Source organism: Micromonospora noduli, from assembly GCF_003264475.1.
In the GTDB taxonomy this organism is placed as follows: domain Bacteria; phylum Actinomycetota; class Actinomycetes; order Mycobacteriales; family Micromonosporaceae; genus Micromonospora; species Micromonospora noduli.
This window is the reverse complement of sequence record NZ_PYAC01000008.1, coordinates 157,050-179,443: the sequence shown is the minus strand read 5'-3', so window position 1 is coordinate 179,443 and position 22,394 is coordinate 157,050. Positions and strand designations below refer to the sequence as shown.

The window sequence follows — 22,394 nt, the reverse complement described above, 5'->3', positions numbered from 1 at the left end:
CCACGGCCCGCCGCCGGCACGCCCACCCCGCCAGCGGTGCCACCCCCAACGATGCACGGTGCCCCCGATCGGACCCGATCCGGTCGGGGGCACCGCCGTTCCCGGCCCCCGATCGACACCGTCCACAGTGCGCATGGTGGTGGCGGTCACGCCCGTCCGGTCCCTCGCCGTGCTGCGGTGGGCCAGGACGAGCGATAGGTTGGTTGGGTGTCGTCCGCAGCTTCTGTCCGCCCAGCCAGGTGGGCTGTGCTGCGGTCACTGCGGGAACTGACCCGTCTGGCGGTCACCGCGCTGGTGCTCGCGGTCGGCCTCGGTGCCGCTCTCGCCGCGACCCCACCGCCCGCCCCCACGCAGCTGCGGCCCAGTGCTGTGAGCAGCCGGGTGGCAAGTGTCCGCCCCGACGCCGCCCCGGCCAACCAGCGGGCCGCCCAGCCCGCTGAAGCCCCGCCGGCTGGCACGCTCGATACCGCCACGGCGACCGGTCCGGTCGTGACGCGCCCGGTGCACGTCCCGGCCATCGATCCCGGCCGTGGCTCTCCTGCACGACGCGGCCCGCCCGCCCGCTGAGCCAGGCCCGGCGATCCCCGGGGCCCGATCCCGGCTGATCCTCCCGCACGGCACCTGAGTTCGCCGTCGACGGGACCATCCCGCCACCGGGCCGACCGGTGCTGCCGCGCCTTACTCCCGCCCGTCGATACCCGCCTTCGACCGCGAGGTGCTGATCATGCAAACCATCCTCTCCGCCGTCCTGCCAGACCTTTCCCGGGCCGCCGTCATCTGGCTGAGCCTGCTCGGGGTGGTAGCCGTCGCTGTCTCCGCTCTCCTGCTGCGGCCCGGCCGGTTCCGCTTCGACCCGGGCTCCCGGATCCGCCGCGCCGCGATGCCGAGCCAACTTGAGCAGGCGCAGGAGGAGCGGGAGCAGAGCCGCTACGCGCAGGAGGTCGCGGTGGCCGCGGAGCGGGCGACCACCACCGTGCGGCGCCGTCGGGCGGAGTGGGTGGCCGCACAGGAGGCGGTCGAGGCGGCCTGGCTGGCGTACGAGGCGGCCGAGGCTGGCGTACGGCGGCTCGACGCGGCGGCCGCGATGCCGCTGCCGCACACCGCACGGACCCCCGCCGAGTACGCGGACCGCGAGCGCTACCTGCACCGGGCGGCGCTGGATGCGTACTGGCGGCGGGAGCTGTCGGTGGAGCAGCTCAGCGACGTCTTCGCGCACCGCGACGGCTGGGACCCGCGACTGCACCCGGTCGAGCAGGAGCTGGTGCTCCAGCGGGCGATCCGGGACAACCTGGCGGCCCGGCACGCCGCAGCCCGCGAGCGGGAGCAGGCCGCGTGGCGGGCGGCGGAGTTGGCGGTGGCCGCGGCTCGCAGTCTGCGCGAGGAGGCGCACGCCGCGACCGGACGGCGGGTCGCCGAGTCGGCGTCGGTGCTGCCGCTGAGCGAGGTTGCCCGACCTGTGGGCGCGCAGCCCCGGGAGAACGTCGAGCAGACCCGGGAGAACAAGGTGACCGCACGCGGCCGTGCGACGGTGCCCGCGTTCTGAGCCGCACGGGCTCGGGTGGGTTAGCGTGACGGCATGTCCCGACAGGCGTGGGTCCTCGTGGTGATCGCCAGCATCCTGGCGCTCGCCACACTGGTCGGTGCCGTGGTGCTGGCAGTGCGGGTGGTGCGTACCCGGAGGCTGCTGACCGGGCTGGGCGCGGGCGGCAAGGTCGCCTTCTACGGGGCACTGATCTACACGATCTTCCCGGTGGACGTTCTGCCGGATCCGATCTACCTGGACGACATGGGAGTCCTGGCCGCCGCGCTGATCTACCTGACCCGGCTGGTGCACCAACGTCGGGCGGCGGGTCGCCAGCTGCCCGGTCAGCCGGACGCCCCGCCGGATCGGGGCCAGGTGCGTCGCCGCGTGCCATGATCGGGGTCGGTTCGGCGGACAGGGGACGGGGCATGACGGGCGATCATCGGTTGGACGTGCACGATGAGCGGGTTGTCGCCTTCTGCGCCGAACGACACCTGGCGACGCTGACCACAGTGCGGGCGGACGGCACCCCGCACGTCGTACCGGTCGGGGTGACTCTCGACCCGGCGGCCGGCCTGGCCCGGGTCATCACCTCCGGCGCCTCCCGAAAGGCCCGTCAGGTGGCGGCTGCCGGCGCGGCGGGCGCGGCGGTGGCCGTGTGCCACGTGGATGGCCGCCGTTGGTTGACCATCGAGGGCCGCGCGGTGCTGCGGTCGGATCCGGCCGCCGTGGCGGAGGCGGAGCGGCGGTACGCCGAGCGGTATCGGACACCGCGCCCGAATCCGGAACGGGTGGTCATCGAGATCAGCGTGACCAGGCTGTTGGGCAGCCTCTGAGCTGACGTTTGTCCCCGATGGCCGGTTCGGGTCAGGCAGGGATGCCGCGCGGGTGACGGTGCCCGCAGCCGACGGAATTCTCCGTGGAGCAGAGCGGTTACGCCCTCGGTACGCCCAGGGCCGAGACCACCGATGGTCGGCCCCCTGTTGCGCCGAGCGCCATTCCCGGTGCTGCCGCCCTCCGCTGGCCGGAGGCGCCAACCCCCGAACGGAGACTCGACCATGAACCCGATCGTCCAGAAGAGCGGTCTGTCCGTCGTCGGCCTGCTGGTCGCCGGCGGCTGCGCCCTCGGCCCGGCGGTGGCCGCGCAGGCCGCCCCGGCGCAGGCCGCCCCGGCCTCGTCGAGCCAGAACGACCGGCACGCCGAGCGGATCCTCGGCGTCGACTACCAGGCCCAGCCGAACTTCTACTACTGCGGCCCGGCCGCGACCCGGATCGCGTTGTCCGCGCAGGGCAAGGCGCTGTCCCAGGACGAGGTGGCCCGGCTGCTCGGCACCACCGAGGCGGGTACCCCCTCGGCCCTGGACACCACCCGCGTGCTGAACGAGCTGACCGGTGGCAAGTACCGGACCACCGAGATCCGTGATTCGGTGGCCCGCCCCGACCAGGTCGAGCAGCTGCGCCGTGACGTGCTGGCCGCGGTGGACGCCGGCCGACCGGTCGTGGCCAACATCAAGGGCACGACAGTGGACACCGACGGCAACCCGCACTCGTACGAGGGTGGCCACTACCTGACCCTGGTCGGCTACCGCGACGGTGGTGACACGATCCGGGTCGCCGACCCGGCCGACCCGGCGTTGGGCGAGTACTGGATGAGCCTGCCGAAGGTCGCCAACTGGATCGCGGAGCGCGGTTACTCCTCCTGATCCGAACGGTTCACCGGGCCGGCCTCTCCCGTGCGGGGAGGCCGGCCCGACCGTCGTTACGGGCCCGGGCGGCGAGGTGGGCGCGTCGACGGGCTCGGGCGGCCCGCGTCGGTTGGGCCCGGTGCAGTTGTCGGCGGACCGGCGGGTGGATCTCCGCCTCGCCTGCTCCGGCCGCCCGGCGCACGATCCGGTTGGCGTCTTCGGGTTCGGAGCCGGCGGCCCGGAGCAGGTCGCTGGCCGCGGTACGCAGTCCGGTGACGAGGGATTCGCCGAACGACTTGACGCCGGTCGCGGAGGCCCGCCCGGCCAATTCTGCGCACTCCTCGACCAACCGGCGGGTACGCCGGGGGTCGTCACCGACCCTGCACTCCACCCGCATCTCCGCCACCGCCTGACCCAACCGGCCCATCGCACCCGGCAGCTCCGGCGGAATCGGCTCGTCGTACTGCAACGCGGTGGTCGACCAACGGGCCATGGCGCGGGTGTCCAGCAGCAGCCGTTCCAGGTGGCCGGCGCTGCGGGCGTAACGGTGGTACTGCTGCCGACGGTGCCAGCGCACCGGGGCGATCGTCACCACCTCCTCGGCGCCGCTGAGCGCGTCGTGCAACCGGCCCAGGTCGTCCTCGGTGCCGCGGAGCCGCTCCAGGACGGCCATGGTCCCGGCGCCGTCGCGCTCGCGCAGCGCCCGCGCCAGCTCGGCGAGTTGCTCGCAGAGGATCGTGAAGATCGGTGCCGCGGCACGGTCCAGCACCCGCATCGGGTTGATCGGCAACAACAGCGCGACCACCACCAGGCCGACCGCCCCACCGACGAGCGCGTCGAAGATCCGGGGCACCTCCAGGCCACGTTCCATCGGGGCCAGCGTTGCGATCAGCACGGCGGTACCACCGGCCTGACCGACCAGCGGGCCACCCTTCCCGGCAACCAGCAACGCGGCGGCGATTGCCAGCGCGACCACCACGCCGGTCTGCCACGGGCCCGAGCCGAGCAGGAATCGCAGCGTGTCCCCGATGATGATGCCCAGGGCCACGCCGCCCAACAGTTCGAAGGTCCGGCGGGCCCGCTGCCCGATGGCGGTGGCGATCGTACCGACGGCGGCGGCGGGTGCGAAGACGTGCGATCCCTGGCCGAGCAGATTCTTGGCGAGCAGGGCGGCGATGGCCGCGGCCAGCCCGGCCTGGATGGAGATCACCAGGGTGACCTCCCACTGCCGGGCCCTGATCCGGCCGGCCTGCCCACCACGGTGCCGCACCCGCCGGACCGTCCGCTCGGCGGTCTCGTCGAGCCGCGACTGATCGCGGTCGGCGGGTGGGCGGTCGTCGGCCATGGCGGCGGTTACCCCGGCGGCGGCCGGGCAATCGCCGAGGCTCGGCAGCAGCGCCACCGCAGGCACCACAGGCCCCATGGAACACATCGTCAACCATGGGTTCGTGCAGCCCCGTGGGGGTACCAGAGCCACACACCTCCCACCGATCCGCAACCGGTAAGGGGCCGTGACATGACCAATCCACCGACCGATGACGACCACGATGCCGTCGACATCCTGGTCTCCGATCATCGTGAGATCGAGGCAGTTCTCGTCGAGTTGGCGACCCGGCAGGGCACCCCCGAGCACCGCCGGCGCCTCGCCGACGTGGTGATCGCCGAACTCGTCCGCCACTCGGTGGCCGAGGAGGCGTACGTGTATCCGATCGCCCGAAAGGTGCTGCCCGACGGCGACGAGATCGCCGACCGGGAGATCGCGGAGCACGCCGACGCCGAGCGGACCATGAAGGCGTTGGAGTCAGCCGACCCGTCCGACCCCCGCTTCGACAAGCTGCTCGCCCAGCTGACCAGCACCGTCCGACACCACGTGGCGGAAGAGGAGAAGGAGCTCTTTCCCCGGCTGCGCGCGGCGACGGCCCGGGAGGAGCTGGTCGAGGCGGCCGCCCGGGTGACGGCGATCAAGAAGATCGGGCCGACCCGTCCGCATCCGGGAAGCCCGGAGCATCCGCCGATGAACAAGCTGCTCGCCCCCGGCATCGGTCTGGTCGACCGGTTGCGCGACGCGTTGAGCGGCCGACCCACCTCAGTGGACGAGCTACGCGACAAGCGCTGATCCGCGCATCATCGGCGACCCGGCACTCCCGGGTCGCCGACGGCGCGGCGGCCCGGGAGGAGCACGCTGGGTCAGCGGACCTGGTCGCCCTCACCGGTGCGCGCCTGGGCCTGGTCCACGCCCTTGTCGATCTGATCGCCGTACTTGCCGCCGGTGCGCTTGTCGGCCATGTCGCCGGCCTTCTCCGCACCCTGGTCGACCTGCTTGTCATGCTTGTCCGCGAAGTCCTTGGCCTTGTCCATGAAGTCACCCACGGCGTTCCTCCTCAGTCCGGTCCGTCCCCTTCGCGTTCCCTCGGCCGGACCACGCAAACGCCGCCGCTTCGGATGTGATTCGCGAACACCCACCCACGTCACTCCGGCCGACGTACGATCCGCGCGGGCAACGGCCAGCGATTCGGGTGTCGGGGCACGACCGACCGGGTACCGACCTCGTCGACATCGAGGAGGACCGACATGGCCACAGAGGAACCCGGACCGACAGCCAGCCCCGGGCCGCGCCAGACCTGGGCGGCGCTGCCGTGGCTGGTCCGAACCGCTGTGTTGTGGAGCGCCTGCCTGGTGGTGATCGCCGCGGGGCTCTACCTGCTCGGCCGGATCGCCGTCCTGTTGGCGCCGCTGGCCATCGCGCTGGCCGCCACCATCTTCCTCACCGCGCTGCTCGACCCGGTCCTGCTGCTGCTGCGCCGGTTGCGCCTGCCGGCGGCGCTGGCCGCGCTCTGCACCGTACTGCTGCTGCTCGGCATCCTGGTCGGCGTCGGCGCCCTGGTGTGGAATCTGACCGCCAGCCAGTTCGATCAGCTCAGCCAGGAGCTGACGCAGGGCGTCGAACGCAGCCGGGACTTCGTGACGTCCACCCTGCCGGTCAGCGAGGCACAGCTGGACCGGCTGGTCGACCAGGCCCGGGAGGGGCTCAGTGGCAGCTCTCCGGACCCGGTGGCCGGTGCCCGGACCGCCACCGAGGTGTTCGGCTCCGCGCTGCTGGCTCTGGTGCTGCTCTTCTTCCTGCTCAAGGACGGCCGGTCCATGTGGCACTGGGTGCTGTCCCGGGTCTCCGGCCCGAACCAACCAGTGCTGGCCGAGGCCGGCCGCAACGGTTGGCAGACGTTGGGCGCGTACAGCCGGGGCACCATGTTCATCGCCGCGATCGACGCGCTGGGCATCGGGCTGGCTCTCGTGGTGCTGAGGGTGCCACTCGCACTGCCGCTGGCGTTGATCACGTTCCTCGGCGGGTTCGTGCCGATCATCGGGGCGACGGTGGCCGGCGCGGTGGCGGTGCTGGTGGCGCTGGCCGCGAACGGTCCCACCACCGCGCTGCTCACCCTCGCGGCGGTGATCGCCGTGCAGCAGATTGAAGGCAACCTGCTGGAGCCGCTGGTCATGAAGCGTCAGGTCCGACTGCATCCGGCGGTGATCCTGGTGGCGGTCACCGCGGGCACGCTGATCGCGGGCATCGCTGGCGCCTTCGTCAGCGTCCCGATCACCGCCGTCCTCTGGCGCGTCATCGACACCGTCCAGCAGCGCCGCTCGGCCTCGGCTCTCCTGCCCTCAGAATGATCACCGACCGAGGTGCGTGGTGAACCAGGTGCCGGCCTGATCGGCGACCTGCTCCAGGGTGCCGGGCTCCTCGAAGAGGTGGGTGGCGCCGGGGATCACCCGCAGCTCGCCGACCTCCCCCAGCTCGGCCAGCGCCCGCTCGTTGAGGGTGATCACCTCTTCGTCCAGCCCGCCGACCAGGAGCAACGTCGGGGTACGCACCTGGGCCAGGGCGTTCCCGGCCAGGTCCGGCCGACCACCCCGGCTGACCACGGCGGCCACCCGATCGGCGCGGGACGACGCCGCGACCAGGGCGGCGGCAGCACCCGTGCTGGCCCCGAACAGACCGATCGGCACATCGCCGGCAGGACGCTCGACGGCCAGCCAGTCGACGATCCCGGCCAGCCGGCTGGCCAGCAGCCCGATGTCGAAGCGCAGTTCGGCTGTTCGGGCGTCCACCTCGTCCTCGGCCGGGGTGAGCAGGTCCGCCAGCACCGTGCCCAGCCCACGGCCGTTCAGCGTCCGGGCCACCGCCACGTTGCGCGGGCTGTGCCGGGAACTGCCGCTGCCGTGCGCGAACAGCACCACGCCGACCGGCTGGGCGGGCAACGTCAGGTCGGCGGGGAGTTGGGCGTCCCCGATCGGAATGGTCACGCTGCGCTGCTCGTCCATACCTCACCTCCGGTTACTCGCCGGTGGTCCGGGTACCCCGCCCGCCGCCGGGCACGCACGCCGCGACGGCGTCACCCCGGGCCGTGGGCCCGCCGCCGGGCCGCGTTTGCCCGCTGGGGCGCCGGGTACGCGACGAGCGACCGCAGACCGTGTCGGCGCAGCCGCGCCCCGACGGATCGCGAGGATCGCCATGGCCAAGCAGCAGATTTCCCGGCAGCAGCAGCTGACCGAGCGAACCCAGCGTGAACAGGACGCCGAGCGCAACCAGGACGTCGGGGACCAGGATTTCGGAGACCAGGCCGCTTCGGCCCGGCTGCCCGACGACCCGAAGGCGGCGGCGCCCCGGGACGCGATCGGGCGTCCGTCGACCGGCGAGCCGGTCTGACAAACTCGGACCGGCGAGCCGGTCTGACGAACTCCGACCGGCGAGCCGGTCTGACCCACAGGCGCGGGACGGGGGGGCGGGAAGATTCCCGCCCCGCCCGTCACTGTTCGCGCTCGGGCAACCGCAGCAGCGGAGACCGGCCGGGTGGTTGCTCGGGCGGTGGACCGGACGGCTCGGCCGGCGGCACCGGCACCGTCACCGGCTCGTCGCAGGTCACCCGCAGCATCTGGTCGTGGTGGCGCAGCTCCACCACGTCGTCAGGGCCGCCGTGGCGCAGCGAATACGTCGTCTGGTGCGGCCGGACATCCACCCGCAGTGCCAGCCCGCGCCACTGGAGCGAGAACTCCAACCGGTTGAGTCGGCTGGAGAGCCGGGGGGCGAAGGACAGTTCGCCGTCGTGGTCCCGGAGACCGCCGAACCCGCTGACCAGGGCGAGCCACGCGCCGGCCAACGACGCCATGTGTACGCCGTCGCGGGTGTTCTCGTTGAGGTCGTGCAGGTCCATCAGCGCGGCCTCGCGGAGGTAGGTGTGCGCGAGTTCGGGGTGGCCCACCTCGGCGGCGAGGACCGACTGGGTGCAGGCCGACAACGACGAGTCGCGTACGGTGCGGCGCTCGTAGTAGAGGAAGTTGCGCACCTTCTCCTCGGGGGTGAAGGCGTCCCCCCGCCAGTGCATGGCGAGGACCAGGTCGGCCTGCTTCACCACCTGCTTGCGGTACAGCTCGAAGTACGGGTAGTGCAGCAGCAACGGGTACTTCTCCGCCGGTGTGTGGGTGAAGTCCCATTCCTGGAGTCGGGTGAAGCCCTCCACCTGCTGGTGGACCTCGAGCTCCTCGTCGTACGGGACGTGCATGGAGGTGGCGGCGTCCCGCCAGCTCGCGGCCTCCTCGTCGGTGACGCCGAGGTGGAACGCCTCGTCCCGGTAGCGCATGACCACGTCGGCGGCGGCGAGCAGGTTCCGCTGCGCCATCAGGTTGGTGTAGACGTTGTCGTTCTTCACGGCGGTGTACTCGTCCGGGCCGGTGACACCATCGATGTGGAACTGCCCGTGCCGGTCGTGGTGGCCGATCGAGCGCCACAGCCGGGCGGTCTCCACCAGCAGCTCCAGCCCGATCTCCCGTTCCGACTGGGTGTCCCCGGTGACCATCACGTAGCGGCGCACGGCGTCGGCGATGTCGGCGGCGATGTGGAACGCTGCCGTACCGGCCGGCCAGTATCCGGATGATTCCGGGCCCTCGATGGTCCGCCAGGGAAAGGCGGCACCCCGGAGGTTGAGCGTCTCGGCACGTTCCCGCGCCGAATCCAGCGTGCTGTGTCGCCACTGCAACGCGCTGCGCACCGCGCTCGGCTGGGTGTACGTGAGCACCGGCAGGACGAACATCTCGGTGTCCCAGAAGGCGTGACCGTCGTAGCCGGGGCCGGTCAGCCCCTTCGCCGAGATCGGCCGCTGCTCGGCCCGCGCGCCTGCCTGCAACACGTGGAAGAGCCCGAACCGGACCGCCTGCTGCACCTCCGGGTCGCCCTCGACCAGCACGTCGGAGGCGTCCCAGAACGCGTCGAGGTAGTTGCGCTGCTCCCGGTGCAGCCCGTCCCATCCGTCGAGCCGGGCACCAGCCAGTGCCGCGCCGACCTGGTCGCGCAGAGCCGGCAACGACCGGCGACTCGACCAGCTGTACGTCAGATACTTGATCACCCGCAGCTTCTCGCCGGGCTGGAGCACGCAGGCGATGGTGGTACGCACCCAGTCCTGGTATCCCTCGGACTCGATGGTGGTGTGGTCCGGGCCGTGCACCTCGTGCTCCATGGCGGCGGCGACCCGCAGACCGGAGACCTTGGTGCGGTGGATCAGCTGGCCGCCGTCGGGGGTGGTCAGCTCCTCCTCGGCCTGGAGCGGCGACTCCAGCACCGCCGCGACCCGGGGGTCCTTGCTCTGCGCGGGCAGCGACTCGTTCGCCACCAACTCGGACTGCACGATCAGTCGCAGCGGGCCGTCGACGGCCTCCACCTCGTAGCTGATGGCGGCCACGGACCGCTGGGTGAACGAGACGAGACGGGTGCTGCGGACCTTGACCTCCCGGCCGGCGGGCGAGCGCCAGTGCAGCTCCCGGTGCAGCGTGCCGGCCCGCAGGTCGAGGATCCGCTCGTGGGCGATCAGCTCGCCGTAACGCACGTCGAGCGGTTCGTCGTCGACCAGCAGCCGGATCAGTTTGCCGTTGGTGACGTTGACGATGGTCTGCCCGGACTCGGGGAAGCCGTAGCCCGCCTCCGCGTACGGCAACGGACGCAGTTCGTAGAACGAGTTGAGGTAGGTGCCGGGCAGGCCGTGCGGTTCGCCCTCATCGAGGTTGCCCCGCAGGCCGACGTGCCCGTTGGAGAGCGCGAAGACCGACTCCGACTGGGCCAGCACGTCCATGTCCAGCCGGGTCTCGCGGACGTGCCACGGCTCCACCGGATAGGCGCGCTCCCGAATCATCCGGAGCCTCGTTCGGCGGCGAGCGGGTCGGTAGCGGTGCGGTTCGGCGCCGGTGGGTCCGCGCGGTCGAGAAGGTCGGCCAGGTCCGTCACCACGACGTCGGCGCCGTGGGCGAGCAACTCGTCGGCCTGCCCGACCCGGTCGACGCCGACCACGTAGCCGAAGCCACCGGCGCGGCCGGCGGCCACCCCGGAGAGCGCGTCCTCGAAGACGGCGGCCTGCGTCGGCTCGACTCCGAGCACCCTGGCCCCGGCGAGGAACGTGTCGGGGTGTGGTTTGCCGCGCAGCCCCTGCGCACGGGCGACCAGCCCGTCCACCCGGGCCTCCAGCAGCGGCTCGAATCCGGCGACGGCGACCACCTCGCCCCCGTTCGCGCTGGCGGTGACCACGGCTCGGCGGAGCCCGGCGGCGGTCGCCGCCTTCAGGTACCGCACGGAGCCCGGGTAGACCTCGACGCCGTCGGTACGCAGACGGTGCAGCAGCAAGACGTTCTTGCGGTTGCCCAGGCCGTTGACGGTCTCCGCCTCCGGCGGGTCGTCCGGGCTGCCCTCGGGCAGCACGATCCCGCGGGAGGCGAGGAACGACCGGACGCCGTCGGCCCGGGGGCGGCCGTCGACATAGCGGTTGTAGTCCGGGCCCGGATCGAACGGTTGGAACGGTTCGCCGGAGACCGTGGCGCGCTGGCGGAGAAACTCGTCGAACGTCTGCGTCCAGGCAGCGTTGTGTACGCGGGCGGTCTGCGTCAGCACACCGTCCAGATCGAAGAGACAGGCGGTCACGTGAGCAGGTAGGCCCAGCACGGTACGAATCTATCCACCCTGCTGGGTCCGCAAACCCGTTTCGGCCGCCATGGGGCGTTTCAGTTCGGTCGCAGCGTCCAGATCACTGTCATCTCCGAGGTCGGCTTGCCGTCCTCGGTGGCGATCTGGACCGCGACGGGGAATTCCGGGCGCCGACCGGCGGCCAGCTCCTCGGTCACCTCGGCCGCCGGCCGGCCGAGTCGCGCGGTGGCCAGCACCGGACCCATGGCGAGTTTCCGGTAGGCGATCTCGGCCCGGACGGCCAACGGCACGGCCCGGTCGAGCAACTGCCCGAAGGCGGCCAGCACTACCGCGCCGGAGGCCGTCTCGCCGAGGGTGAACATGGCGCCGGCGTGCGGGCCCCCGATGTGGTTGTGGGTGGCCGGCGAGTCGGGCAGCCGGACGACTGCCCGCACGCCGCCCTCCGCCTCGGGTGCCACCTCGACGAACTCGATACCGAGCGTACGAGCGAACGGCACCGCTTCCAGCATGCCGGCCGCCACCTGGCGGGAGTCGATAGTCATGGCCTGACGTTACTAACCGGTAACCAGGCCGGCAACCAGCGACTCTGCCGCCGGGGCACGGTCAGAGGTTGCCGATGATCCGCAGGATCTCCGCATAGAAGTTGCCGTCGATGCTGCGGAAGAAGGAGAAATCCTGCCCCGGGTCGCCAAAGAACGGCCGCAGCGTCCAGGCCAGCTGGGTGCCGACAAAACCGAAGAGCAGGATCCAGATGTAGAGCAGGGTCATGCTGGCCGGACGCTGCGTCGGCTCCCCGCGTCGGACCGTACGGCCGTCCCACGGGCGTTGCGCCACGTAGCCGGGCGGCAGCATGCCGGGCGGGAACGAGGTGCCGGCCGGCTGCCCGGCCCACTGCGTCGGAACCTGGGCCGGAACCTGGGGCGGAACCTGGGCCGGCGCCGTCGCGGTGGTCACGGCACCATTAGCAGTCGACTCGGCCACGGCGGCCCCGGCCGGCACGGCGACCGGCTCGGCGCTCTGACCCGCGACCGGCGCGGCAGCCGGCGTCGGCCCGGCGGGCACCGCGGCCGGCACGGCCTGGACCGGCGCCGGGGCGCCGGCCTGCCCGTCGACAGTGGCGTTGGCGGCCTCGGGCGCGAGCAGGCCGTGGTCGTTGAGCACCTGCATCCCGCTGGTCAGGAAGCGCAACCCGACCAGCGCCGACAGGGTCAGGATCGACACGTTGAGCAGCTTGAAGAACCCGTAGTCGTTGGCGGTGATCAGGAAGAAGAGGCTGATCGGCGCGAACGCCACAGCGAGCATCGAGGTGACGGTGATCGCCACCATCACCAGCGCCAACGACTGCCGCACCGAGAGCCGGGCGCCGAAGACCAGGTTGAACAGGTAGAGCGTGGGCAGGCAGATGACCAGGGTGACCAGGAACAGCAGCGGCAGCTTCAGCGCCGAGGTCAGCGCCATCAGTGGGCTGTGGAAGAAGCCCAGCACCGCCCCGTAGCAGGCCAACGCGATGGCGGAGCTGGTCAGCATCCGCCCGGTCAGGGCGTTGAGGTCACGCTCGGCAACGATCTGCTGCCAGATGCTCTCGCGATCTCGCAGGATGCGCTCGATGACGAGCGGGCTGGGACGGTCACCCGACACGGGTGCACCCCTCTCGGTGGTCTTTCACTGTGGACTGGTGGGCAGACGGTAGGGCACCGGGTGGCGGGCCCGCCACCCCGTCCGGGCACGTCGTCAGCGCCAACCCACGTCGATCCGGTCGCCGCGCTCGTCGAAGAAGTGCAGCGCGTCCATCCGTACCGAGACGGCGAGCGGGTGACCGGCGCTGACCGCCGGGTACGGCGCCAGCCGTACCGCCAGCTCCGCCGGGCGACGGTGGTGCCGGCCCGGATCGGGCAGCACGCTGGTCTGGACGCCACTGGCCGGTGCCTCCTGCGCCTCAACCGGCTTGCCGGTGAGCCGCTGCATCACCGAGCCGAAGCGGCGCAGACCGCGCTGGCCGACCGGCGGCGGTTCGAGCGGGGCACCCATCTCGTCCACCACGATCGCTGTCGCGCCGATGTCGAGGAACGCCAACGACTCGTGCCCGTGGTGCTCCAGGTAGCGGATCCGCCCGCGCAGCACGTCGCCGGGGCTGTCCGGAGCGACCGGGGTGAGCGCCTCGGCCCGCATACCGACCACGATCCGCTCACCGTGGTAGTGCGCCACCGCCCGACTGCGGATGTCGTTCCAGGGCAGGTAGAGCGACTGGTCACCGAGGTTGAGCGTGACGTACCGGTCGAGATGGACGTAGACCGACGCCTCCAGCAGGTTCATCCGTGGGCTGCCCAGGAACGCCGCCACGTAGAGCGTCGCCGGCCGGCCGTACACCTGGGTCGGTGTGCCCACGTCCTGGAGCACGCCGCGGCGCATGATGGCCACCCGGTCGGCCATGGTGAGCGCCTCGGCCTGGTCGTGCGTGACGTAGACAGTGGTGACGCCCAGCTCGCGGGTCAGGCCGGAGATCTCCGCACGCAACTCGGCCCGCAGGCCGCTGTCCAGGTTGGACAACGGCTCGTCCATCAGGAACAGGCCGGGCCGGCGGACGATCGCGCGCCCCATCGCGACCCGCTGCCGCTGCCCGCCGGAGAGCTGACCCGGCTTGCGGGCCAGCACGTCACCGATGCCCAGCGCGCTCGCCACGTCGCTGACCCGCTCGCCACGCGGCTCGGGCTCGACCCCGGCCAGCCGCAGCGGAAACGCGATGTTGTCGCCAACGGTCATGTGCGGGTAGAGGGCGAAGTCCTGGAAGACCATGGCGATCCTGCGGTCCCGTGGGGGCAGGTCGTTCGCCACCTCCCCGTCGAGCATGACCGCACCGGTGGTCGGCTCCTCCAACCCGGCGATCATCCGCAGCACTGTCGACTTGCCGCACCCGGACGGCCCAAGCAGCACCATGAACTCGCCGTCGTTCACATCCAGATTGATGCTGTCGACGGCCAGCGTGCCATCCCGGAAAACCTTGGTCACATCCTTGAGCGTGACGGTGCTCACCGTCGTCCCCCCCAGCGCGCGTCGACCGAACCCCACAAGACTGTGACCAGGATCATGGGTTTGTGACATCGGGTAAACGTCTCATGTTCGATCGATGACACTGCTATTACACGACAGAAACCGCGATCAGCAGCGCGTGGATCGCTCGCCCGGCTCCCCGAGGAACACCTGCCGCACCACCCGCTCCGCCGCCCGCCCGTCGTCCAATGTGCAGAACCGGGCCCGGAAATGCTCGCGGGCCTTGGTCGCCGCGTCCGAGCGCACCCCGTCGGTACGGAACAGGTCGAGCAGATCGGCGAAAGTGGAGGCTACCGCGCCCGGCGGTTCGGCGGTGACATCGAAGTAGACCCCCCGGGCCAGCCGGTACGCCTCCCAGTCCGGGGTGTAGAGCACGATCGGCCGGTCCAACACCGCATAGTCGAACATGGCCGACGAGTAGTCGGTGACCAGCACATCCGCCACCAGGTAAAGATCCTCGACCCGTTGATGGCCGCTGACGTCACGAACCCGCTCCCAGTCCCTCGGCTGGCCGGGGCGTCGATCACGGTCGTGGAAGTAGTGGCTGCGCATCAGCAACCGGCCCGAGTCACCCAGCGCCTGGACGAACCGGTCCGGGTCGAACGGCGGCCGGTAGCCGGGCAGGTGCTCGCGGTGCGTCGGGGCGTACAGGACGACCTGCTCGTCGGGGTCGAGGCCGAACTCCGCGCGGAGCCGGCGCACCTCGTCCGGGCTGGCGGTGACCAGGCGGTCGTTACGCGGGTACCCGACCTCCAGCGTGGTGTACGTGGCCGGGTACGCCCGGTCCCACATCTGGGTGGAGAAGCTGTTGGCGCTGACGCTGTAGTCCCAGCGGTCCACCCGGCGTAGCAGCCCGGCGAAGTCCATCCGGCCCGCGCCGATCGGGTAGCGCTGCTGATCCAGCCCCATCACCTTGACCGGCGTGCCGTGGTGGGTCTGCACGTGCACCTGTGCCGGTCGCTTGCGGACGAAGTCGGGAAAGTTGACGTTGTTGATCAGCCACCGGGCGCGGGCGAGCACCCGGTAGTACGCGGGCGTGCCGGCCACCACGTACTCCACTCCGGCCGGCACGGTGTCCACCCGGTCCCGGCGCACCACCCACACCCCGCGCACCCCCGGCGCCAACCGGCGGGCAACCTCGTAGATGGCCGCCGGGTTGCAGGAGTAACCCCGGTACCAGTACGCCGCGTACACCGCGAGCGTCGGGTCGACCGGCCGCCGCAACTCGGCCCGGTAGTACTCGCGCAGCAGCCCGTCCCGGGTCAGCCGGGCACCGCGCCGGGCGACCGGGCCGACAGTGCGCCGCGCGGTGCGGGCCCGCCGGCGGGCGGCGTCGCGGACCCGGCTGGCGGCCCGCAACGCGCTGAAGGTGCGCCACCGGCCGGACGCGACCAGCTTGTGCTTGATCCCCTCGACCCCGTCCGGCACCGGATAGCCGCCGGCCGGCAGCCAGCGCTCGTAGTCGGCGGTGATCTGCGCGAAGAACGCCTCCCGCAGCTCCGGCGCGATCCGCTGACCGTTGCCGAGCACTGTCAGGTAGTGCCAGATCATCCGCTCGAAGACCGCCGGCCGCAGGGCCTCCGTCGCCGACCCCCACGAATCCATCAGGTGGAAGACCCGGTGCCACTGCGGGAAGACCTCGAAGTGCCGGTCACCGCGGGTCCGGGTGATCGCGCCGGCGCGGCGTTGGCGGTAGTTGACGCAGACCCGGTCGAGTACGCCGATCCGGTGCGCCGCCATCAGCACCGGGTAGCTGAACGAGACGTCCTCGTACCAGCCGGGCGCGAAGCGCAGCCCCAGGTCGGCGAGGAACTCCCGACGGACCAGCCGGTTCCACGCGGTGTGCAGCAGGTGCATCGCCTGCGGCCGGTCCCGCAGGCGGAAGGTCCCCGGACCCGGCGACTCCGGAAACACCTCGGCCATCGCGCTGCGGGTGGCGGTGTCGTTCCAGTGGGTGCGGACGTGGTCGACCAGCAGGACGTCCGGGCGCGTGACCCGCAACCGTTCGGCGACCTCGGTCAGGCACTCCGGAGCCAGCCAGTCGTCGCCGTCGAGGAACCACACGTACTCGCCGACGGCCCGGTCCAGCCCGATGTTCCGGGCCGGACCGAGGCCGACGTTCTCCGACAGCCGGACCGAGTGGACCCGCTGATCGCGGGCCGCGTACTCGTCGATGATGTCGCCGCTGGCGTCCGGCGAGCAGTCGTCGACGGCGATCACCTCGATGTCCGTCTCCGGCTGACCGAGGATGGAGTCCAGGCATTCACGCAGGTATCCCTGCACCCGGAAGGCCGGCACCACGAAGCTGATCAGAGCCATCCGGCCGCCCTCCGTCAGCGCGGCGCGGCACCTCCAGCGCCCGCCGGCGCCACCGACGCCCGCGCGCTACGGGCCGGTCGCACGAACCAGGCCAGGACGACGCTCACCACGAAAACCACGAGAAGGTACGCACCGAGTGTAGCCAGTCCGATACCCGCAATACCGGCGATCGCCGCGAGGGCCAGCAGCACCGAGCGCCCCTCCCAGCCCAGCGTCGCCGCGTGCAGGGGCGGTGCCACCTGTCGCTTCTCCAGCCGGGCGGTCAGGTCGTAGTGGTGCACGGTGAGCACGAAGACGTACCCGAAGATCAGCCAACCGGGCGCCGCACCGACCACCCCGACCGCGATGGCGAACAGGTACTCGGCGGCCCGCAACGCCGCAGGCACCAGCCAGTCCAGCGGACCGTTGTGCGCCGCCCCGGCACCCAGGCCGCCGACCAGCAGCACCAGCAGCGCCACCGGCACCGCCCAGCGCAGCCCCTCGGGCGCGTCGCTCAGCAGCGCCCCGACCAGCAGCGCCGCCGGGCCGAGCGCGGCGATCACCGCCAGGGTCAGCGGCCCCATCGGGCGGACCACAGGCAACCAGCGGGCCAGCGGGCCGTCGTCGCGGTGCAGGGTGGCGTCGACAGTGTCCAGCACCGGCACCCACATCCAGCGGGCGCGCAGCGTCCGCAGCGCCCCGGTGTACGCGAACGCCAGCACCCCCCAGACCAGCACGGCGATCAGGCTGACCAGCGGGTTGAACAGCGCCACTGTCAGCGCGATCAGCGCCCACCGCTCACCGATCGGGAAGACCACTGTCCGCTTCAGCCAGTACGACACAGACCCGGTGTCCGCCTGCACCCGGGTCGACGCCGCGTTGAGCCGGTCACCGATCCCGCCGCTGGCGTTCGTCGCCGTACGCGGGCGACGGGCTGCCTCGTCGTGCAGCACCCCGTACCAGGTGTCGGTCATGTGCCGGACGGTCTGCAACGTCATCGCGGCGATCGCGAGCGCCCACCCGTTGCCCAGCCCGGCGTGGCTCACCCCGAAGCCCAGCCCGGCGTAGACCAGGTATTCCTTGGCCCGGTCCGCCATCGTGTCCAGCCAGCCACCCCAGGCGCTGAAGTGCCGGGTGTAGCGGGCCAGTTGGCCGTCCACGCAGTCCAGCACGAAGCCCAGGTAGAGCAGCACCGCGCCACCGACCAGCGCGGGCCGCCCACCGACTCCGAACAGCACCGCCGCGGCCAACGCGAAGAGCACCGATATCGCCGTCACCCCGGTCGGGGTGAGCCGGAGCCGGGCCGAGAGCCGGACCACGTACGGCGACCAGGTGCTGACGAAGTAGGTGGAGAAGAAGTCGTCCTTCTCCTTCACCGACAGCCGCAGCTCGGCCCGGTCCTCGTCGACGGCGGTCACCGCCGCCTCGGCAGCGGTCAGCCCGGCCTGGTCTCCGACCCGGTGGGCGACGAGCAGGCGTACCCGCTGGGCGAAGATCAGGGTGCCGAGCGCCGCGAGACCCGCGAAGAGCCGGTCCACGGCGGACCCGGGGCCACCGGCCGCGACCGACCCTCCGGACCCGGCCCCGCCGGTCGCCGGCAGCGGCGCCACGTCGCCGACCGGGCCGATCGGGGCGGCGACGGGGAGCATCCCGGACGCGGCGGCCCGGGCGGCGGCCGCGAGGGTCGGCAGGTCGTCCACGCCGACCCGCAGCGCGCCGCCGAACACGCCGGTGGCGGCCCCGTCGAGGGCGTCCAACGCGCCGGCGTCGACCACCTGGCCGCGCTCCTCCCGCACGGCGGTCCGACCGGGCACCGGCGGGTCGCCGAGGACCAGCGCCACAGTGGGACCTACCGGGCTGGTGGCCAGGTGCCGCAGTACGGCGGTGTGCGCGACCAGGTCCGTGCCGGTGATCAGCACCGGGGCGGTCGCGGTGGTGACCAGGTCGGACAGCTCGTCGAGGTTGGCGGCGAAGCGCACCTCGTCCGCCCCGGCCAGGCGCAACTGGGCGGCCAGCCGGTCGGCCAGCGGCTCTCCGGTCGCCGTGGTCAGGCCCGCCGCGGGCGTCCCGGCGGCGAGCACGATCGCGAGCGTCACCGCGGGACCGCGGCGTGGTACGCGTCGAGCGCCTCGGCGATGGTGCCGTCGAGCGTCAACCGGCCCGCGTCGAGGTACAACCCCCGACGGCAGAACCGGGTCAGGTCCTTTTCGTTGTGTGACACCAGCACCAGCGTGCGCCCCTCCCCGAGCAGACGATCAATAGTCGCGTAACACTTCTTGCGGAACTCCGCGTCCCCGACCGCGGTCACCTCGTCCATCAGCAGGATCGGGTGCGGCAGGTGCGAGATGATCGCGAAGCCCAGCCGCACCTTCATTCCCGACGAGTAGTGCCGCACCGACGTGTCGATGGCCCGTTCCACCTGCTCACCGGCGAACTCGACGATCTCGTCGAAGTGCCGCTTCAGGTAGCTCGTCGACAGTCCGTGCAGCCCACCGACCAGGTGCAGGTTCTCCCGCCCGGTCAGGTCGTTGGAGAAACCGGCGGACAATTCCAGCAACGGCGCCACAGCGCCGTGCACCCGGATGCTGCCCTCGTCGGGTATGAGCACCCCGGCGATCAGCCGCAGCAGTGTGCTCTTGCCGGTGCCGTTGCGCCCGATCACCCCGACGGTCTCACCGGGCTGCACGGTGAACGACACGTCCCGCAACGGCCAGAACTGGCCGGGCAACGCGCCGCGGGCGCCCCGGTGGATGAACAACTCGCGCAGCCGCAGCTGGCGGCGACGATTGCGGACGAACCGAATGCCCAGGCCGTCGGCCTCGATGATCGGCGCGGCCACCTCAGAGCTCCTTGAGCACGGCGGGCTCCAACCGGCGGAACGACCACCAACCGGCGGCCAGCACCAGCAGGCTGCCGACGATCGTGGTGGCGAGCAGCCGGGCGTCCGGGAACTCGTCCGGATACCAGATCGCGTGGTGCAGCTGGAAGATCCCGACCAGCGGGTTCAGCTCGTACACCACCTTCAACCAGCCGGGCAGCCCGGACTCCCGGACCAGGCTGAGCGGATAGATGATCGGCGTGGCGTAGAAGAGCACCCGGATGATCAGCCGCATCAGCCGTTCCACGTCGCGCATCAGCACGTTCCACGCGGACAGCAGCAGGGCGAGCCCGGTCAACAGGACGGCCTGGACGGCCACCGCCAGCGGCAGGGAGAGCAGCGACCAACCGGGGTGGATCCGACCGTGCACCGCGTAGATCACCGCGATGGCGATCAGGATCGGCAGGCCGGCCGCGTACTCGGCGAACCGGCCGGTGACCCGGCCGATCGGAAAGACCTGACGCGGCACGTTCATCGTGGTGATCAGCCGGGACTGGCCGGTCAGAGCGTTCGTCGCCTCGCTCAGCGCCGAACTGGTCCACATCCAGGCGAAGATGCCGGTGATCAGGAACAACGGGTACGACCCGGCCGCCTCACCGAGGTGCCGACCGGTGTCCCGGGAGTAGAGCACCCCGAAGACGAACCAGTAGATGGCGCCCATGCCGAGCGGCTCGATCAACGACCAGAAGTAGCCCAGCACGGACTGCTGGTACTTGACCGCGAGATCCCGCCTGACCAGGATGCGCAGCGAGTTGCGGTGCGACCACAACGCCGCGACGCCAGAGGTCACCGCAGCCTCCCGCCTCCTGAAACGGACGACAGGTTAGCAGTCGGTGAACGATTGCCCCGAATCGACCGGACTCAGCACTCGATCACGTTGACGGCCAGACCGCCGCGCGCCGTCTCCTTGTACTTGACCTTCATGTCGGCGCCCGTCTCCCGCATGGTCTTGATGACCTTGTCCAGCGACACCTTGTGCACCCCGTCGCCGCGCAGCGCCAGCCGGGCGGCCGTGATCGCCTTGATGCTAGCCACCGCGTTCCGCTCGATGCAGGGGATCTGCACCAGGCCACCCACCGGGTCACAGGTCAACCCGAGGTTGTGCTCCATCCCGATCTCGGCCGCGTTCTCCACCTGCTCAGGGGTGCCACCGAGTGCCTCGGCCAGCCCCGCCGCCGCCATCGAGCACGCCGAACCGACCTCACCCTGGCAGCCCACCTCGGCACCCGAGATGGAGGCGTTCTCCTTGAACAGCACACCGATCGCGCCCGCCGTCAGCAGGAACCGCACCACACCCTCGTCATCGGCGTCCGGCACGAACCGGGTGTAGTAGTGCAGCACCGCCGGAATGATCCCGGCCGCGCCGTTGGTCGGCGCGGTGACCACCCTGCCCCCCGCGGCGTTCTCCTCGTTCACCGCGAGCGCGAACAGCGTCACCCAGTCCATCGCGTGCAGCGGGTCGGCCGTCCCGGCCTCCGCCTCCAGGCCACGCCGCAGCTCCGCCGCGCGCCGCCGGACCTTCAACCCCCCAGGGAGTACGCCGTCCCGCTCGCAGCCGCGCTGCACGCACTCCTGCATCACCCGCCAGATCTCCAGCAGACCGGCCCGGATGTCCGCCTCGCTGCGCCAGGAACGCTCGTTGGCCAGCATCACCTCGCTGATCGACAGCCCGGTGCGGGTGGTGACGTCGAGCAGCTGCGCCCCGGTCAGAAAGGGGTACCGCACCACAGTGCTGTCCGGCTTGATCCGGTCCGCCCCGGCCGCCGCCTCGTCCACCACGAACCCGCCACCGACGGAGTAGTAGGTGCGGCTGCGCAGCTCGGCGCCGGCCCCGTCGTACGCCACGAAGGTCATCCCGTTCGGGTGGTACGGCAACGACCGGCGGCGGTGCAGCGTCAGGTCCCGATCCGGGTCAAAGTCGATCTCGTGCGCGTCGAGGATGTTGAGCCGCCGCTCGGCCCGGATCCGCTCGACCCGAGGACCGACGGTGTCCGTGTCAACAGTCTCCGGCGACTCGCCGGCCAACCCGAGCAGCACCGCCGGACCGCTGCCGTGGCCGTGCCCGGTGGCACCCAGCGAGCCGAACAGCTCGGCCTGCACCCGCGCCGTGTCGCTGAGCAGCCCGTCGGCCTTCAGCCCGCCAACGAACGTCCGCGCGGCCCGCATCGGCCCCACGGTGTGTGAGCTGGACGGCCCGATACCGACGCTGAAGAGGTCGAAAACACTGATCATGGCTGCGCTTCCTCGCCGTCGTCCCGGCGTACGGGACCCGGACGGGTCGTGACCGCCGGTCTGGCGGCCCCGCTCGTGACCGTCCGGGGTATGGGGTGCCGGCCCTCCGGGGTGTGGAAGGCCGATCAATCAGCCTACCCGCCCAGCTCACCGCCCACCCGGTCCGGGACGTGAACACCCGACCACCGTCTCTCCCGCCCGGCGCACGCCTCCCCCGGGCCGGCTGCGGCGGACGGCGGGCGGGGCGGGGAGGCGTCAGCGGGGGGCTGCCCGGGTAAAGCACCTACGGGTCCACGGGTTGCCGCTCCTCCTCGGGACCGAGGGCGAGGTGGCCATCCCTTTCTACCGTGGATTGCAGACGCGGCGCACCGCCGCAGAGTGGGAGTACGACGATGAGTCGCAAACTGGTCCGGCCCCGCGAGGGGCGCATGATCGCCGGTGTCTGCGCCGGCCTCGGACGGCGGTTCGGCATGTCGGCCGGAATGGTCCGGCTGCTGTTCCTGCTGTCGTTGCTGCTGCCCGGCACGCAGGTGATCGTCTACCTGATCCTGTGGGTGCTGATGCCGAACGAGGACCGCTACCTGGCGTCCACCGGCCACTAATCTCGCCCCGCGCACCCCACGTAAGCAGATCTTGGACAGTTTCCGTCACGCGCTGACGGAAACTGTCCAAGATTGCTCGTATCGCGGCCACACCGACACCTCAAATCCGGCAGATCGGTGCCGGAGACCGGCTTGGGGCCGCAGGCCCCCGCGGGGCACCACGGAA

Annotated in this window: 22 protein-coding genes; 9 read left to right on the top strand and 13 right to left on the bottom strand. The window is 71.6% G+C overall.

Going from position 1 to position 22,394, the window contains the following annotated elements:
* Positions 1-246 precede the first annotated feature (246 nt).
* The 5 genes from MED15_RS11250 (at position 247) to MED15_RS11230 (ending at position 3,225) form a co-directional block, all read left to right on the top strand.
* Entirely contained in the window at positions 247-567 is a 321-nt protein-coding gene (locus MED15_RS11250; RefSeq protein ID WP_112603955.1) for a hypothetical protein, read from the top strand.
* A 157-nt stretch (positions 568-724) separates the two neighbouring features.
* Positions 725-1,543: a hypothetical protein gene (locus MED15_RS11245; protein ID WP_112735693.1), complete on the top strand. Its 819-nt coding sequence runs from the start codon at positions 725-727 to the stop codon at positions 1,541-1,543.
* A gap of 33 nt (positions 1,544-1,576) precedes the next feature.
* Positions 1,577-1,918, top strand: a complete 342-nt coding sequence (locus tag MED15_RS11240) for a YkvA family protein (RefSeq protein WP_112581796.1) — start codon at positions 1,577-1,579, stop codon at positions 1,916-1,918.
* Between the two features lie 32 nt (positions 1,919-1,950).
* Positions 1,951-2,358, top strand: a complete 408-nt coding sequence (locus tag MED15_RS11235; RefSeq protein WP_112581797.1) for a pyridoxamine 5'-phosphate oxidase family protein — start codon at positions 1,951-1,953, stop codon at positions 2,356-2,358.
* A gap of 222 nt (positions 2,359-2,580) precedes the next feature.
* Positions 2,581-3,225, top strand: a complete 645-nt coding sequence (locus MED15_RS11230; RefSeq protein WP_091395184.1) for a C39 family peptidase — start codon at positions 2,581-2,583, stop codon at positions 3,223-3,225.
* A gap of 10 nt (positions 3,226-3,235) precedes the next feature.
* Here the strand turns inward: MED15_RS11230 and MED15_RS11225 are convergent, their stop codons facing one another.
* A complete protein-coding gene (locus MED15_RS11225) occupies positions 3,236-4,630 on the bottom strand; it encodes an FUSC family protein (RefSeq protein WP_225855045.1) in 1,395 nt (464 codons plus the stop codon).
* 93 nt (positions 4,631-4,723) lie between these two features.
* On the opposite strand from MED15_RS11225, the gene MED15_RS11220 reads away from it, so the two are divergent.
* On the top strand, positions 4,724-5,323 hold the full coding sequence (locus tag MED15_RS11220; protein WP_112735539.1) for a hemerythrin domain-containing protein: 600 nt from the start codon (positions 4,724-4,726) through the stop codon (positions 5,321-5,323).
* 71 nt (positions 5,324-5,394) lie between these two features.
* Here MED15_RS11220 and MED15_RS11215 read toward each other — a convergent pair whose 3' ends face one another.
* Positions 5,395-5,565, bottom strand: coding sequence for an antitoxin (locus MED15_RS11215; RefSeq protein WP_231393380.1), 171 nt, complete (start codon positions 5,563-5,565; stop codon positions 5,395-5,397).
* A 213-nt stretch (positions 5,566-5,778) separates the two neighbouring features.
* On the opposite strand from MED15_RS11215, the gene MED15_RS11210 reads away from it, so the two are divergent.
* Positions 5,779-6,879, top strand: a complete 1,101-nt coding sequence (locus MED15_RS11210) for an AI-2E family transporter (protein ID WP_112581799.1) — start codon at positions 5,779-5,781, stop codon at positions 6,877-6,879.
* Here the strand turns inward: MED15_RS11210 and MED15_RS11205 are convergent, their stop codons facing one another.
* Positions 6,880-7,530: a dienelactone hydrolase family protein gene (locus MED15_RS11205; protein WP_112581800.1), complete on the bottom strand. Its 651-nt coding sequence runs from the start codon at positions 7,528-7,530 to the stop codon at positions 6,880-6,882.
* A 190-nt stretch (positions 7,531-7,720) separates the two neighbouring features.
* Here MED15_RS11205 and MED15_RS11200 point away from each other — a divergent pair, with 190 nt between their 5' ends.
* A complete protein-coding gene (locus tag MED15_RS11200; RefSeq protein ID WP_091395197.1) occupies positions 7,721-7,915 on the top strand; it encodes a hypothetical protein in 195 nt (64 codons plus the stop codon).
* A 100-nt stretch (positions 7,916-8,015) separates the two neighbouring features.
* Here MED15_RS11200 and MED15_RS11195 read toward each other — a convergent pair whose 3' ends face one another.
* From MED15_RS11195 to MED15_RS11150, 10 genes are all read right to left on the bottom strand, one after another.
* Positions 8,016-10,388, bottom strand: a complete 2,373-nt coding sequence (locus tag MED15_RS11195) for a glycoside hydrolase family 65 protein (RefSeq protein ID WP_112581802.1) — start codon at positions 10,386-10,388, stop codon at positions 8,016-8,018.
* Positions 10,385-11,188: an HAD family hydrolase gene (locus MED15_RS11190; protein ID WP_112735537.1), complete on the bottom strand. Its 804-nt coding sequence runs from the start codon at positions 11,186-11,188 to the stop codon at positions 10,385-10,387. Before MED15_RS11190 ends, MED15_RS11195 begins: the two co-directional genes overlap by 4 nt.
* 59 nt (positions 11,189-11,247) lie before the next feature.
* Positions 11,248-11,712, bottom strand: coding sequence for a DUF4442 domain-containing protein (locus MED15_RS11185; RefSeq protein ID WP_112581804.1), 465 nt, complete (start codon positions 11,710-11,712; stop codon positions 11,248-11,250).
* 61 nt (positions 11,713-11,773) lie between these two features.
* Positions 11,774-12,808, bottom strand: a complete 1,035-nt coding sequence (locus MED15_RS11180; RefSeq protein ID WP_112735535.1) for a hypothetical protein — start codon at positions 12,806-12,808, stop codon at positions 11,774-11,776.
* Between the two features lie 93 nt (positions 12,809-12,901).
* The gene (locus tag MED15_RS11175; RefSeq protein WP_091397356.1) at positions 12,902-14,200 is read right to left on the bottom strand and encodes an ABC transporter ATP-binding protein; all 1,299 of its coding nucleotides are present in this window, start codon (positions 14,198-14,200) and stop codon (positions 12,902-12,904) included.
* A gap of 126 nt (positions 14,201-14,326) precedes the next feature.
* Complete coding sequence (locus MED15_RS11170; protein WP_112735533.1) at positions 14,327-16,537, bottom strand: bifunctional glycosyltransferase/CDP-glycerol:glycerophosphate glycerophosphotransferase; 2,211 nt, start codon at positions 16,535-16,537, stop codon at positions 14,327-14,329.
* A 14-nt stretch (positions 16,538-16,551) separates the two neighbouring features.
* On the bottom strand, positions 16,552-18,612 hold the full coding sequence (locus tag MED15_RS11165; protein ID WP_112735531.1) for a DUF5941 domain-containing protein: 2,061 nt from the start codon (positions 18,610-18,612) through the stop codon (positions 16,552-16,554).
* Positions 18,609-19,355 carry an ABC transporter ATP-binding protein gene (locus tag MED15_RS11160; protein WP_112581808.1) on the bottom strand — a complete coding sequence of 249 codons (747 nt, stop codon included), beginning with the start codon at positions 19,353-19,355 and terminating at the stop codon, positions 18,609-18,611. Before MED15_RS11160 ends, MED15_RS11165 begins: the two co-directional genes overlap by 4 nt.
* Before the next feature lies 1 nt (position 19,356).
* Complete coding sequence (locus MED15_RS11155) at positions 19,357-20,184, bottom strand: ABC transporter permease (RefSeq protein WP_112581809.1); 828 nt, start codon at positions 20,182-20,184, stop codon at positions 19,357-19,359.
* Between the two features lie 71 nt (positions 20,185-20,255).
* Positions 20,256-21,626, bottom strand: coding sequence for an L-serine ammonia-lyase (locus MED15_RS11150; protein ID WP_112603973.1), 1,371 nt, complete (start codon positions 21,624-21,626; stop codon positions 20,256-20,258).
* A gap of 392 nt (positions 21,627-22,018) precedes the next feature.
* On the opposite strand from MED15_RS11150, the gene MED15_RS11145 reads away from it, so the two are divergent.
* Positions 22,019-22,228, top strand: coding sequence for a PspC domain-containing protein (locus MED15_RS11145; RefSeq protein WP_030486383.1), 210 nt, complete (start codon positions 22,019-22,021; stop codon positions 22,226-22,228).
* Positions 22,229-22,394: the final 166 nt, after the last annotated feature.

Coding starts and splice junctions, on each gene's coding strand:
- MED15_RS11150 (WP_112603973.1), bottom strand. CDS start 21,626: ATGATCAGTGTTTTCGACCTCTTCAGCGTCGGTATCGGGCCGTCCAGC.
- MED15_RS11245 (WP_112735693.1), top strand. CDS start 725: ATGCAAACCATCCTCTCCGCCGTCCTGCCAGACCTTTCCCGGGCCGCC.
- MED15_RS11230 (WP_091395184.1), top strand. CDS start 2,581: ATGAACCCGATCGTCCAGAAGAGCGGTCTGTCCGTCGTCGGCCTGCTG.
- MED15_RS11215 (WP_231393380.1), bottom strand. CDS start 5,565: ATGGACAAGGCCAAGGACTTCGCGGACAAGCATGACAAGCAGGTCGAC.
- MED15_RS11205 (WP_112581800.1), bottom strand. CDS start 7,530: ATGGACGAGCAGCGCAGCGTGACCATTCCGATCGGGGACGCCCAACTC.
- MED15_RS11235 (WP_112581797.1), top strand. CDS start 1,951: ATGACGGGCGATCATCGGTTGGACGTGCACGATGAGCGGGTTGTCGCC.
- MED15_RS11220 (WP_112735539.1), top strand. CDS start 4,724: ATGACCAATCCACCGACCGATGACGACCACGATGCCGTCGACATCCTG.
- MED15_RS11225 (WP_225855045.1), bottom strand. CDS start 4,630: ATGGGGCCTGTGGTGCCTGCGGTGGCGCTGCTGCCGAGCCTCGGCGAT.
- MED15_RS11240 (WP_112581796.1), top strand. CDS start 1,577: ATGTCCCGACAGGCGTGGGTCCTCGTGGTGATCGCCAGCATCCTGGCG.
- MED15_RS11200 (WP_091395197.1), top strand. CDS start 7,721: ATGGCCAAGCAGCAGATTTCCCGGCAGCAGCAGCTGACCGAGCGAACC.
- MED15_RS11210 (WP_112581799.1), top strand. CDS start 5,779: ATGGCCACAGAGGAACCCGGACCGACAGCCAGCCCCGGGCCGCGCCAG.
- MED15_RS11145 (WP_030486383.1), top strand. CDS start 22,019: ATGAGTCGCAAACTGGTCCGGCCCCGCGAGGGGCGCATGATCGCCGGT.
- MED15_RS11170 (WP_112735533.1), bottom strand. CDS start 16,537: ATGGCTCTGATCAGCTTCGTGGTGCCGGCCTTCCGGGTGCAGGGATAC.
- MED15_RS11195 (WP_112581802.1), bottom strand. CDS start 10,388: ATGATTCGGGAGCGCGCCTATCCGGTGGAGCCGTGGCACGTCCGCGAG.
- MED15_RS11185 (WP_112581804.1), bottom strand. CDS start 11,712: ATGACTATCGACTCCCGCCAGGTGGCGGCCGGCATGCTGGAAGCGGTG.